This is a genomic window from Bacillus massiliglaciei (assembly GCF_900098925.1).
Classification (GTDB): domain Bacteria; phylum Bacillota; class Bacilli; order Bacillales; family DSM-1321; genus Peribacillus; species Peribacillus massiliglaciei.
This window is the reverse complement of sequence record NZ_LT622352.1, coordinates 110,693-123,559: the sequence shown is the minus strand read 5'-3', so window position 1 is coordinate 123,559 and position 12,867 is coordinate 110,693. Positions and strand designations below refer to the sequence as shown.

The window sequence follows — 12,867 nt, the reverse complement described above, 5'->3', positions numbered from 1 at the left end:
AGCGGTTAGATGGAATCCGTCAATCTTAGTTTAGAAGAATTAATTTTTTGTTTTTACAGTGAGGGCCTATTTGAACAGGGATTGGGTCTGAAGCAGATGTATTTCCCAGAAATGCCGGATGAGCAGCTTGAATTTGCTTTTCAGGCTGCCTGCCGGTCGTTGCTTGCAAAAGAGATGGTAGAATTTAGAGAAAAAACATATAAGCTGAAGGAAGGATATAAATCGTATATCCATGCCATGCATAATGCCTCATATACGGCACAGGCTGCAAAACTGGACCTGGAAACTGGAACGGAGGAGCAGTTATCTTTTCATTTCACTGAGGATGGAACGTTTATGCATCAGCTGCTGCATGACGGCCAGGTTCACCAAATAACGAAGCTTTTAACCAAGTCGGAAACCGTAATTCCAATCCGCAAGTTTTTTGGTTTTCAGGAGCTGCTGCCTGAAAGCAGCCCAGCTTTGTTTGTGATGGAAAATGAGGATTTTGAAAAACTGCTGACAGGAGTTACAGAAAATGAACTATTAATCCATCAAGTGCTGCAGCAGGTTAACGCGGACAGTGAGGCATCAGCCTTCATTGAAGATCTGAAAGCAAGAAACGGCATGATGGACAGCCTGACAAAAATGGAATATGACGAACAAAATAATCCGGTACTCATGGATGTAACATTTATTATACCGGGTGCTCAAAAAAATTGGATGGTAACCGGCAGCGGAAAAAATGAATTTACTTTACAAGAAGTGAACGTTAAATCCTTGTTGTCTGTTGTATTAGAAAAAGAAAGCGCAATGTAAGGAGGATACATAAAATGGAAACACTGCCAGACGAGAATCCTCTTAAAGTAGAAGCGAGATTTTATGAGATAGTAGGGTTATTTTTAGCAACTACTGGAATGGGGCTTGGGTCGCTTGTCCTCATTATTGCCGGTTTGCAATTTGATTCGAAATATTCCTTGTTGTATTTAGGCGCTGGAATTTTCACGTCGCCCTATGGTCTGGTAACGACTATGTTAGTCTGGCCGGCCTTTACAAGAAAAGGGAAATGGCTCTATACGCTGACTAAGGGACCTGATGGGCAAATTATTTCTAGAAAACAATCGGTTTATTATAAGGATATCAAGAAAATCAGGTTAGGCTCTTCTTCTCTTATTCGAGGTATTTTTTTTAAAGACGTGATCATTGAAACGTTTCAAGGAAAGAGAGTTGTAATTCCGGCTTATAATATTATCGGCCATTTTGAATTTAATCAGCATGTGAAAGAATACATCCTTCCTTATATGAGGAAAGAAGCCCGGGTCGTATGGCAGCGCAAGTTTGAGAATCAAGACGATGCGAAAATGTGGCAATAAGGGAACTGGGAGGATACATACATGGAAACAATGCCGGATAAAAGCCCCCTTAAAGTAGAAGCACTCTTGTTTCTGAGAGTATGGTTATTTTTAAGCACGGCAGGAGGGATTTTCGCATCACTTTTTCTCATTATTGGTGGTTTACAATTTGATTCAAAATACTCCTTATTGTATTTAGGGGCAGGAATTTTCACAATGCCGTACGGTTTGTTAACAACGATGTTCGTGTGGCCAGCCTTTACAAGGGAAATGGCTCTATACGCTGGCCAAAGGGCCGGATGGCCGAATTTATTCCAGAAAACAATCGGTTGATTTTAAGGATATTAAGGAAATCAGAATGGGTCGCTCTTCGTTTATCAAAGGAATCTTTTTTGAAGATATCATTATCGATACCTTTCAAGGGAAGAGAGTCCGAATTCCGACTTATAATATGATTGATCGGTCTGAATTTAATCAGCATGTAAAAGAATACATCCTTCCATATATGAGGAAAGAAGCACAAATCGTATGGAAACGCAAGTTCGAGAATCAAGATGACGCGCCGATGTGGCAATGATTTAATAAACCCGTTATAAGTTAACGGGTTTTTTCTATGGAGATAGGCCGGGGAATAAAGAGGCTTTAAGTGACATATGGTTTTATGGTAAAATTTTCATATTATATAGAACGGTAAGGGGGAATTTGGGTGGGTGAATCATCAGAGCAGAGAATCCCGATACATCTGCGGCGGGAGATCTTTCAAGAAGAACTTCACCATTTAAAAGAAAAAAAGCTGATTAAGAAATCGGAATATATCCGTATCAGTTCGTCGTATGACCGAGAGTATAATCAGAGATTGTCAGAGAAAGAAAGAGCAGCCCGAGAGAGGGAAATTAAACTCCAGCCCCAAGTGAAGGCTCAAGAACCGTCTCCGCAGCTGCCTCCAGAGCCTGCACAAGCTGTTTCAGGAGGATTAGAAGCTGGGTTAAAGAATGAAGAAAGGCGGTCTGAAGGGGAAGAAGGAAAACAAGAGCCTCGTGAGCCCCTGCCTAAGGCCCCGGTTAAAAGAACGAATCCGGCGGACCGGCGTGAACGGAACATCGGCGCCATTCTGGTAACCGGCGTCATTTTGCTGTTAATCGGCGGCATCCTGCTTGCGACATCTTCTTGGGGCAGCATGAATGCCATCCTGAAGGTGTTCTGCATCAGCTTGGTTTCTGTCTTTTTTGCAGGAATGGCCTTCCTGTCTATGAAACTGAAAATCAGGCAGACTTCTTTTGCTTTTATGACGTTGGCTTCTTTGTTTTTTCCAATCGCTATTTTATCAGCTGCTTATTATAAAATATTTGGAGACTATTTATCTCTTGAGGGGGAGGGAAGGGGATTAGTTGGTTTTGCTGGCGGGCTTGTCTGCCTGTGGATTTACCAGAAAATCGCCGGCCGTTTTCGTTCGAAATTTTATATTTTTTTATCGATGCTTACGTTTATATTAACCTTCTATTTTGGAATTGCTTATCTGACGCCATCTTTTGATTCGCTGTTCTTCATTGCTGGGATAGGGAATCTCCTTCTCATGTGGAATGCGGACAGCTTGAAGAATCGGAAGAAGTTTGAGATTTACAGGCCTTATTTTTTCCAATTCATGCAGTTCAAGGTGATCGTTGAGGCATTTGTGATTTTTACCTTATTTACAAGTACATTCATCTATTCGCTGACATTGCTTATTCTTTCCTTTGTCTTCCTGCTGATTGCAGTTAAATATCGGAAGAAGTACTATGATTGGGCTTTCAGTGCGGTGTTTAGCTATGGGTATTTACATTTGATTTATAACAGCTTCTTAGAGACTGGTGAATTGATTTTTCTGGCTTTGCTGCCAAGCATTTTCATGTGTATCTATTGGTATTTGCGCAAATCCCGTCCAGAATGGAAAGAGAATATAAAGTACGTCAGCTGGACGGCAAGTGTCTTTGTTCTGACAGCTATATTAAGCCTTGTTCAGGAAGAAACCTATCTGCAGGCATTCGCAGCTTTGCTGATCATCAGCGCCCATTTCTTTGTGCTGGTTTGGCTGTCAGGTAAAAAAATATATACCTATGCGGCCGTTGCGATTTTCGAGTTTGCTTTTATTTATCTCGGAAATGGATTGGATATGAGGGTGAACTCGATTGTTCATCTGCTGTTCGGTATCCAGCTGGCTTTGTTTCTTGGCTATTATCTGCTGAAGCAAAAAAGAGCGCTGCTGTTCAAGGAAAGTATCCTCTCGACATCGGCCGTTCTTTCCGCTTTATCTCTCTGTATGCAATTCTTTCAGCTGCATTGGGAAACCTTGAGCGCATATCTGGCCATTGTCACTGGGATGTTCGTCCTTGTGTACGTTCGTGAGCGGCATCCGGTCTTACGGGCAGTCGGCCGATACGGATTTCCGCTCTCTCTGACCTTATCCTTGCTGGTTCTGCTTCCATTTTTTAAAGAAACATCAGATTGGCACTGGTTGTTTATAGGGGAGAGCGGTTATCTAATGCTTATTGCCATGATGATGCTCGGAATTGGCAGATTGTTAAAAGGAAGAGATTATTTCTTTAGCATCTTTCTTGTGATCAGCCAAGTCCTGTCCTTTTTTTCTATCACGGCGGTCTTGCCAAATCAGCTGCTGGCGTGGACTGCCACGCTCTTGCTTTTGATCGGAACAGGGATTCAAGTGCTGTCTGTCCGGCATTTCCGCCTGCATCTTTTATGGCTGCCGGTCCTGTATGCTTCCGGGTTCCTGTACCTTTCCTTGATTCAGCTATTGGATGTCACGGATGATCGGGCTGTCCTGGGAATTCTGCTGGCGGCACCATTGGTCTTCTTTTTTGTCAGTGAGGGGCTTGGCAGAAAGACCGCTTGGGGCCGAACGTATTTTTACTGGTTCAGCCATGGCCTCAACATCCTTTCCATGCTATATGGCTGCTTGAGCATTATGATACTGGATTTGACTCCGTTCCTGTATATCCTGCAGCCGCTGTTTTACATAATCAGTGCCTTCAAAGCCAAGGCTGGCTGGGAAAAGCTTGCCATCGTGATTGCCGGGTTTGTGGCTGTTCATGCTCAGGTCTCTCTGTTCATCATGCAATCCGGACAAAGCGGGTTCGAGACTTCCTTTACAATGATGAGCACTGCAACGATTACGGCGGCGGTATGGATGGCTGTTCAGCATGATTGGAAGCGGTGGACAGAGTGGGTATTGGTTCCTTATGTACATCTAGCGGCATTGACTTTCATTTTAGAGGCTGGGGTGATGGGCTTTCCTGAAAAACTGGAGGCGGTTTCGACAGGGGTGGCGACGCTGTTGCTTGCTTTCGGCTGGTATATAGTGCAGAAAAGAGGATGGGCGAACGCTGTGGCGGTCCCGCTTCTGCTTATCTTCCTTCTGTATGCATTCTACACCGCAATCCTGCCGCTTGGGGCCGGGGTCCTTATCCTGCTCGCGTGGCTTGGAGTTATGCTGCTGTTCAGCAAACTGGCCTATACCCGCCTAATGGAAGAGACAGAGAAAGGGGTCCGAATCGATGTTTATCGATGCGTCAGCTTTCTGTATCTGCTGCTGATCAATGTACGGACGGTCGGAAATGTTGAAAGTCCTGCCTATTTGGAAATTTTTGCGGCCTGTCTGCCGGCAGTCTGTTTGATATGGTTTGCCTATTCGGCATCAGATTTGAAAGAAAAGGCTTCCTATGACGTGCTGGCCTGGCTGGCGGGCGTGTATGCCTATTTCATTATTCTTAATCATGTTCCGCTGCCGGCTGTTATCGAGTTTGAGGTGAAATACCTGCCGCTTTTACTGCCAGTGACGGTTCTGCTCAAGCGATATTTCCCTGCAAACAAAAATGCTCAGCTGGGTGAAATGGCAGCTGTATTCTTCCTGTTTATCCTGATGATTTTTGATGCATTGGGCGGGGATACGCTGCAGGATGCCCTTGTCATTGGTGTCATTTCCCTGGCTTCTGCTCTGTTTGGCTTTATGATGAAATACAAATCCTATTTTCTGGCCGGAATCGGTACGATCCTGCTCAATATCTATATGAATACAAAGTCTCTTTGGGGCTCGATGCCATGGTGGTTCTACCTGATTGGCGGAGGTCTCGTCCTCATTGCGGTGGCAAGCTTTTTTGAATATAAAAAGCAAAAGGACAATACAACATTTAAAGGACTGCTTGACCGAAATAAAAGAAGGCTGGAAAAATGGTTTAAAAAATGGAAGTAGCAAATTTTGACTGTGCGGCTCACAGATAGCCCGCGTCCCGAAATTAAGCAAAAAACATCCAATTTCTTGTGAGAAATTGGATGTTTCTATTTTATTTTTTCAGCTGGAACTGGGATACAGCTTCGTTCAAATTGTCAGTGAGCTCTTTGAGAGAATTCGCTTTATCCACAATTTGGCTGATTGAATGAAGCTGTTCATTGGCAGAGGCAGAGATTTCCTCGGTGCCTGCTGCTGTTTCCTCGACAACGGCGCTGATGCTTTCCACATTATGAAGGACTTGTTCATTGGCGTTTTTCGCCATGTCTACGCCTGTGACCAGCCCGTGAAGAGTCTCTGATATTCCTTTCACTTTTCCTTCAATTTGTCCGAAGGTTTCCAGCGTTTCGTTCATATTCTCGCTTTGTTTCTCTGTCAGACTGACACCGGCCGATACGGATGACAGGATGGAAGCCAGGCTGTTTTTGATCAATTTGACCATTTCGAAAATTTGGATGGTTGCCTCACCTGAATGCTCCGCTAATTTGCGGACTTCATCTGCTACGACCGCAAAGCCTTTCCCTGCTTCGCCGGCTCTTGCTGCTTCAATGGCGGCGTTCAGCGCAAGCAGGTTGGTCTGATTGGCAATCTCGGAAACGGTCTTGGCCATGTTTTCAATTTCAAGGGCATAGCCGGAAAATTCATTAGTCGCTTTTTCAATGGCCCCGTTGGCTTCTTTGCTTTCCGTGATAAACTGCTTTTGCCGGTTGATCGCATTCCGTCCTTCTTTAATGGCTTCATTTGTATCCTGGACATGTGAGACGGTTTTTTGGACCCTGTCCACATTGTTCCCAAATTCTTGGTCCATGTTTTCAATCAGTTCGACGGAACTTTGAAGATCTTCTGAGACGCTTTGGGTGCCGCGTGATAATTCATCGGTCGAGATTGCCACCTGATTGCTTGTTTCTGTAAGGGTGCTGCTCGCGCTGTCCAATTCCTCGGCAAACTGTGTCACCTTCCGGCTGGAAGTATCGACAGAAGAGAGGAGAGAGGTCAGCTGGTCGACCATTTTTGAGAATGACTGGTTCAGCATGCCTAATTCATCAGCCGGCTTATAATCTACCGGGTCTACCAGCAGGTTTCCTTCGGAGATTTGCTGGGCGTTATGGGCCATCTGCTTCAATGGATTGGTAATCAGGCTCGCCATCCGCAGCACAACCGCAGCGGTTACGATAATTAAGATGATACTTCCGATCAGCGCGAAGGTAATGACTGACCCGATTTTCGATTTCATCGATTCCTGCAGGTAATCATAATGATTGGATGTATACAGGTCAAGCAGATGCAGGTCATTAATGATTCCCTGGGTTCTGAGTGACTGCCGTTTCACTTCGGCCGTGTTTTTTTCTTCCAGGCCTTTAAGGGACTGATCCTGAAGCTGCGTGAATTTTTCTTCAGCGGTTTCCAAGATCTTCGCGGGCTGTCCGCTTAGTAAGGGCTTGAGCTCGACGAACAGCTGATTCGTGTCTTCCAGGTCCTTTACGGATTGGTTTTTATTTGCATCAGACATATTATAGGCAAAGGTATCCAGGCTTTGGCTGTCTGCCTCTAATTTGGCCTGCAGACTCTGGACTTTTAACAGTACTTCCAAATAGTCTTCATTCGCGCTTTGAATGGACAGCATCCGGATGATGATGAAGGCAATCATGAAAACAGCCAGTGCCAAACCAATCAGTGAGTTTAATAAAATTCGCTTTTTTATAGACATGGTATCCCCCATTTTTTCCCTAGTTGTCAATTCCTTCACATTTCGTCTTTAGCGGCTTCTACTTTCTTTTGAATTTCTTTTGCAGAAGAGACGATGCGAATCGGTGCAAGACCTACTCCGTCTTCCTTCAGTCCCAGCTCGATGTGCTGTTCTGGGAATTCACCGGCATCCTTATATTCTTTGACTGTATTAAATAAAGCGATATCCACATTTTTCAGCATCGAGGTGACCACTGCCTTTTCAGCGAAATAATATTGGTCGCTGTCCGTGCCAATCGCATGGATATGCAGATTTTCGGCTTCCTTTAAAGAACCGACACCTGTCAGTCCTGCAGCTGCATAAATAACATCACTTTTTTGGGAAGCGAGGTCTTTGGCAAGGGAAGCTCCGAGTTTCTCATCTCCGAAACTCCCTGCATACGTGCGGATGACTTTCATTTTAGGGTCAACTGATTTGGCCCCTTTTTCGAAACCGTCAGCAAATTTCTCGATGAGCGGAACCTTTTCCCCGCCGACAAAGCCCAGCGTTTTGGTTTTGGTCGTCATCGCGGCGGCAACGCCTGCCAAATAACTTCCTTCATCTTCTTTGAAGGTAATGGACGTCACGTTCTTTAAATCGGATTGTGAATCTACGAGGAGGAATTGCTGCTTTGGATAATCCTTGGCGACCTTCTCTAAATCCTCCTGAACTGCGAATCCTAAGCCAATAATGAGATCGTTTTGATCCTTTACAAGCTGCCTCAGGCCTTCTTCATAGGTGTTGCTGTCCTCAAGCTCGCGGTAATCGAAGACAACATCCAATTCATCCCGCGCTTTCACCAGGCCGCTGAAGGCCGCATCTGAAAAGGATTGGTCACCGAGCCCGACATCAGACAGCATCAAGCCGACTTTTAATTTGCCTTTCAGCGGATCGCTCTCCTGCACGCCGCATCCGCTGACGAAAGTGGCAAGGATCATCAAGCATGCGAGCAAACTAGCTGTTCGTTTTTTCATCTAAAATGACACTCCTTCAAGATCGAGATAAGTTAAGCTACGCTTTTTATCGGCTTAAATGAAGCGATTGTTATAGGAAAATGAGGAATTATGGGGAAATTATAGAAAAGTGAAATTATTGCTTTTTTACGACTTTCTGCATAATAACTGGCAGGATGCTTTCTTTCATTGATATGATAGAAAGGAACAAACGAAAATTATTAATATGCTGGGGGAAACCTGAGCGCATTCGCCTGTTTAGGAGGGGCATTATGTCAAAAGAAAAATATATGATGGGAATTGATATCGGCACCACGAGCACGAAAGCCGTTTTATTCGATATGAAGGGGCATGTCATTTCTAAATCTCTTGCGGAGTATCCTTTATATACACCAAATCCATCCACAGCAGAACAGGATCCGGAGGAAATCTTCCAGGCCGTTCTTGCTTCTATTAAAGGCTGTCTCAGCACAGTACATATAAAAAACGATGAAATCGCCTGTGTGTCCTTCAGTTCGGCGATGCACAGCGTCATTGCTGTCGACGCGTCCGGAAAGCCGCTGACAAGGAGCATTACCTGGGCGGATAACCGCAGTGCAAAATGGGCGGAAAAACTGAAGAACGAAATGAACGGACATGAGATTTATATGCGGACGGGCACGCCGATTCACCCGATGTCGCCGCTTTCTAAATTGCTTTGGCTGCGGAATGAACAGGAAGAGCTGTTCAGCCGGGCATCTAAATTCATCTCCATTAAGGAATATGTATGTTACCGATTGTTCGGGGAATATGTCATCGATATTTCGATTGCCTCTGCAACCGGTATGTTCAATCTAAAAAACTTAGACTGGGACGAGGAAGCGCTGAAGATTGCCTGCGTAACTCCGGACAGGCTTTCAAAACCGGTGCCGACCACGTATGTCCTGACAGGGCTGGACCGGAGCTATGCTTTGCAGACAGGGCTTGCTGAGGATACGCCATTCGTCGTGGGAGCCAGTGACGGTGTCCTTTCCAATCTTGGCGTCAATGCGATTAAACCGGGTGTTGTAGCGGTCACAATCGGGACAAGCGGCGCCATCCGGGCGGTTGCCGATAAGCCGCTGACCGATCCGAAAGGCCGGACATTCTGTTATGCACTGACAGAAGATAAATGGGTTATCGGCGGTCCGGTCAATAATGGCGGCATGCTGTTCCGCTGGGTGCGGGATGAATTTGCGGCCGCAGAGGTGGAAACGGCGAAGCGCCTTGGCATCGATCCATATGATGTGCTGACAAAAATTGCTTCGGGCGTTGCAGCCGGTTCCGACGGACTGATTTTCCATCCTTATATGACTGGGGAGCGTGCACCGCTCTGGAATGCGGATGCAAAAGGCTCTTTCTTCGGGCTCAGCCTTCATCATAAGAAGGAGCATATGATCCGTTCTGTCCTGGAAGGGGTTATCTACAATTTATATACAGTTATGCTCGCACTCGAAGAACTGATCGGCCAGCCGGGATACATTCAGGCGACCGGCGGGTTTGCACGGTCAGAGCTGTGGAGGCAGATGATGGCGGACATTTTCAATCAGGAGGTCGTTGTGCCGATCAGTTATGAAAGTTCCTGCCTCGGAGCAGCTGTCTTAGGCATGTATGCCCTCGGCGAAATTGAAGATTTGAACGCGGTCTCTGAAATGGTTGGAGCGACTTACAGTCACAAGCCGAATGAAGCAGATGCGGAAATCTACCGGGAAATCGTGCCGATTTATATTAGGCTTTCCCGTCTGTATGAACAGGAATACCGAAACATTGCGGAGCTGCAAAGAAAATATTTAGGCTAGAATGAAAAGGAAAACAGGTGATATTCTGCCTGTTTTCCTTTTTATAGTTGATTACCAGTTTTTTCGTCTCTAGCCGCGGCTGTCTCGATGTTCAGGAATACTGTTTGCTGCTCTCATACTCTTGTCATCTATAAAGAACCTATTCAAAAAATAGAATAACAGGTGTGATTTTGTAAAATATTTGAAAAAGTTAAAGAGTGATTATAGAGGAGGGAAGGATGAATAAAACAAATTGGCGCAATCCGATCCTGTTAATAATGGGGATAGGAATTTCTAATTTAGGTGCGTGGATTTATCTTATTGCTTTAAACGTTGCCATATTAAATGTAACAGGGTCGGCAGCAGCCGTAGCTGGTTTATTTATCATTAAGCCGCTCTCATTGCTCATTACGAATCCTTGGGCTGGCAGTGTGATAGACCGTGTCAATAAGCGGAAGTTAATGATTGCCATCGATATGATCAGAGGGGGGCTTATCTTAATCATCCCTTTTATATCTTCTGTTTGGATAATATATCTAGTTGTATTCCTTGTGAATATTGCAGGAGCTTTTTTTGGCCCAAGTTCCTCCGTCATGATCACTAAATTGGTTTCGCCAGAAAACCGGAAAACGTTTAATTCTTTAATGAGTATGGTGAATTCAGGTTCCTTTTTAATTGGTCCGGCCCTTTCAGGTTTCCTCATTCTTCATTTTACAACGGATATCGCAATTTTTATTAATGCAGTTTCGTTTTTCGTCTGTGCATGGTTTATTTACTTTCTCCCGGATGCAGAAGAGCCTCTTGCTGCTCGCCGTGTACCTGTGCAGCTAGTTACTATAAAGAAAGATTGGCAGAAGGTTTTTCACTTTATAAAAAAAGCCAACTATTTTATGGTCATTTATGTATTATTCCAATGTGCCATGTTAATAGGTTTTGTATTAGATTCCCAGGAAGTTACGTATATAAAGCAGAATTTAAATCTTTCAGACCAAAAATATGGTCTGCTTGTAAGTGTATCGGGAATCGGAGCTTTGGCCGGTGCAGCAGCAGCTGCTGCTTTAAGTAATAAACTCTCTCTTCGCTTCTATATGGGAGCAGGTATGTTACTGAGCGGCATTGGGTATTTTTGTTTTTACTCAGCCTCAGCTTTTATTCTTGCCTCTTTCTCTTTTTTATTATTGGGATTTTTTATGTCATTTGCGAATGCGGGGTATGCTACTTTTTTTCAGAATAACGTACCGGTGGAAATAATGGGCCGTTTTGGAAGTGCAGCTGAAATGATACAGGGGGTATTGCAGATTATATTGACTTTGCTGTTGGGTTTAATGGCTGAATGGTTTTCTTTGCAGGCGGTGTGCTTAATCTTTTCATCTGTTTCGATCCTTTTCTCGCTTATGCTTTCCATAACAATTGTTTATAAAAAAAATTCAAAGGTTTTTGCAGAACACAGTGCAGGGTAAGGCAGCTGGCATTGACGTTTAATTCTCACTTTGATCCTTCACGAATAATGCTCATTATAAAAAGTCAGAAAAAACAGAATTCTTAAGGCTGGCAGAAAATTTTTGGTATATAATGGATGGTGATGGAGTGCTTGGCCGGCATTTCTAAAAAAAATGATCTTTGATGATTGAATTTTTCTCTTTATTTTCACTGTGTAAGATATGGCCGCCAAAAGAGCAATAAGGTCCTTATAAATAGAGATGGAGGGGAACTTAAATGGAAAAACAAAAATGCCTGATACCTTTTAAAGTACTGGAAGTAATGGATACGGTGAGCGAGAGTGTACCGCCGGGCGTTGAGCTGATTCAGGCGCCGGCTGTTTGGGAAAATGCGGGACACGGTGAAGGAATTGTGGTTGCGGTTATTGATACAGGAATCGATAAGACACATCCTGATTTGAAGGACCGCATCATAGATGGAAAGGATTTTACAGGAACCGGAGATTACCAGGATGATAATGGACATGGAACGCATGTCAGCGGGACTGTGCTTGCCTCCATTAATGATGTAGGGGTGGTCGGTGTAGCGCCGAAAGCAAGCATTCTTGCGTTAAAAGCCCTGAATGGGCAGGGACAGGGCAACCTGGACTGGATCAATGGAGCCTTGGAGTATGCCATTAATTGGAGGGGGCCGAATGGGGAGAAGGTATCGATTATTTCCTTATCTCTTGGCGGACCTGAAGATGATTCAGAGCATAAACTTATTCAGCAGGCTGTCCAGAACAATATCCTGGTGGTGTGTGCGGCAGGGAACAGCGGTGACGGTCGGGAAGATACGGACGAAATGGATTATCCGGGAGCCTATCCGGAAGTCGTGGCTGTCGGTGCCGTTGATTTGAACAAGAACCTCGCAGACTTCTCCAATACTAATGAAGAAATCGACCTGGTTGCTCCAGGCGTCCAGATCTTATCGACATACCCAGGCGGCAAGTATGCCAAATTAAGCGGAACATCCATGGCGACACCGCATGTGAGCGGAGCGGCTGCTTTATTGAAAATCATTTCTGAAAAGGAATTTGGGCGTGAACTGACCGAAGCCGAATTATATGCCCAGGTTGTGAAACATACGGAGGATCTTGGTATTGATAAAAGGGCCCAGGGCAACGGTTTTCTTGATCTGAAGGTCTCAGGCTCCGGTGCTGAGCCGCCTGCTTCAGGTAAGGAAATTACCATCACCATTGAATCGGAAAGTCTGCAGCTGCCAAGCAAGACCGTTGTAGTGAAATATGAATAAAGATACCATTGTGAGAGGTCATTCCCAGGAAGGGAACGGCCTCTTTCTT

Annotated in this window: 10 protein-coding genes and 1 pseudogene; 8 read left to right on the top strand and 3 right to left on the bottom strand. The window is 44.7% G+C overall.

Annotated elements, in window-relative coordinates; genetic code table 11:
- Positions 1-9 precede the first annotated feature (9 nt).
- The 5 genes from BQ4305_RS02045 (at position 10) to BQ4305_RS02025 (ending at position 5,574) form a co-directional block, all read left to right on the top strand.
- Positions 10-798 (top strand): hypothetical protein, encoded by a 789-nt coding sequence (locus tag BQ4305_RS02045; RefSeq protein WP_110926232.1) that lies wholly within the window; start codon positions 10-12, stop codon positions 796-798.
- A 14-nt stretch (positions 799-812) separates the two neighbouring features.
- Positions 813-1,352 (top strand): DUF5381 family protein, encoded by a 540-nt coding sequence (locus BQ4305_RS02040; RefSeq protein ID WP_110926231.1) that lies wholly within the window; start codon positions 813-815, stop codon positions 1,350-1,352.
- A 21-nt stretch (positions 1,353-1,373) separates the two neighbouring features.
- Complete coding sequence (locus BQ4305_RS02035; protein WP_110926230.1) at positions 1,374-1,664, top strand: DUF5381 family protein; 291 nt, start codon at positions 1,374-1,376, stop codon at positions 1,662-1,664.
- Positions 1,615-1,908, top strand: a complete 294-nt coding sequence (locus BQ4305_RS02030) for a DUF5381 family protein (RefSeq protein WP_199880528.1) — start codon at positions 1,615-1,617, stop codon at positions 1,906-1,908. The genes BQ4305_RS02035 and BQ4305_RS02030 overlap by 50 nt, the downstream gene beginning before the upstream one ends.
- A gap of 129 nt (positions 1,909-2,037) precedes the next feature.
- Positions 2,038-5,574, top strand: coding sequence for a hypothetical protein (locus tag BQ4305_RS02025; RefSeq protein WP_110926228.1), 3,537 nt, complete (start codon positions 2,038-2,040; stop codon positions 5,572-5,574).
- A 91-nt stretch (positions 5,575-5,665) separates the two neighbouring features.
- Here the strand turns inward: BQ4305_RS02025 and BQ4305_RS22165 are convergent, their stop codons facing one another.
- From BQ4305_RS22165 to BQ4305_RS02015, 3 genes and pseudogenes are all read right to left on the bottom strand, one after another.
- A complete protein-coding gene (locus BQ4305_RS22165) occupies positions 5,666-6,619 on the bottom strand; it encodes a methyl-accepting chemotaxis protein (protein ID WP_407640128.1) in 954 nt (317 codons plus the stop codon).
- Positions 6,614-6,757 (bottom strand): annotated as a pseudogene (locus BQ4305_RS22160) (HAMP domain-containing protein); the annotation flags it as partial. The gene BQ4305_RS22165 and the pseudogene BQ4305_RS22160, both read right to left, overlap by 6 nt.
- A 596-nt stretch (positions 6,758-7,353) precedes the next feature.
- Positions 7,354-8,310: a BMP family lipoprotein gene (locus tag BQ4305_RS02015; RefSeq protein ID WP_110926226.1), complete on the bottom strand. Its 957-nt coding sequence runs from the start codon at positions 8,308-8,310 to the stop codon at positions 7,354-7,356.
- Between the two features lie 251 nt (positions 8,311-8,561).
- On the opposite strand from BQ4305_RS02015, the gene gntK reads away from it, so the two are divergent.
- From gntK to BQ4305_RS02000, 3 genes are all read left to right on the top strand, one after another.
- Positions 8,562-10,106 carry a gluconokinase gene (gene gntK / locus BQ4305_RS02010; protein WP_110926225.1) on the top strand — a complete coding sequence of 515 codons (1,545 nt, stop codon included), beginning with the start codon at positions 8,562-8,564 and terminating at the stop codon, positions 10,104-10,106.
- 218 nt (positions 10,107-10,324) lie between these two features.
- Positions 10,325-11,545: an MFS transporter gene (locus BQ4305_RS02005; RefSeq protein WP_110926224.1), complete on the top strand. Its 1,221-nt coding sequence runs from the start codon at positions 10,325-10,327 to the stop codon at positions 11,543-11,545.
- Positions 11,546-11,801: 256 nt separating this feature from the next.
- Complete coding sequence (locus BQ4305_RS02000) at positions 11,802-12,818, top strand: S8 family peptidase (RefSeq protein ID WP_110926223.1); 1,017 nt, start codon at positions 11,802-11,804, stop codon at positions 12,816-12,818.
- Positions 12,819-12,867: the final 49 nt, after the last annotated feature.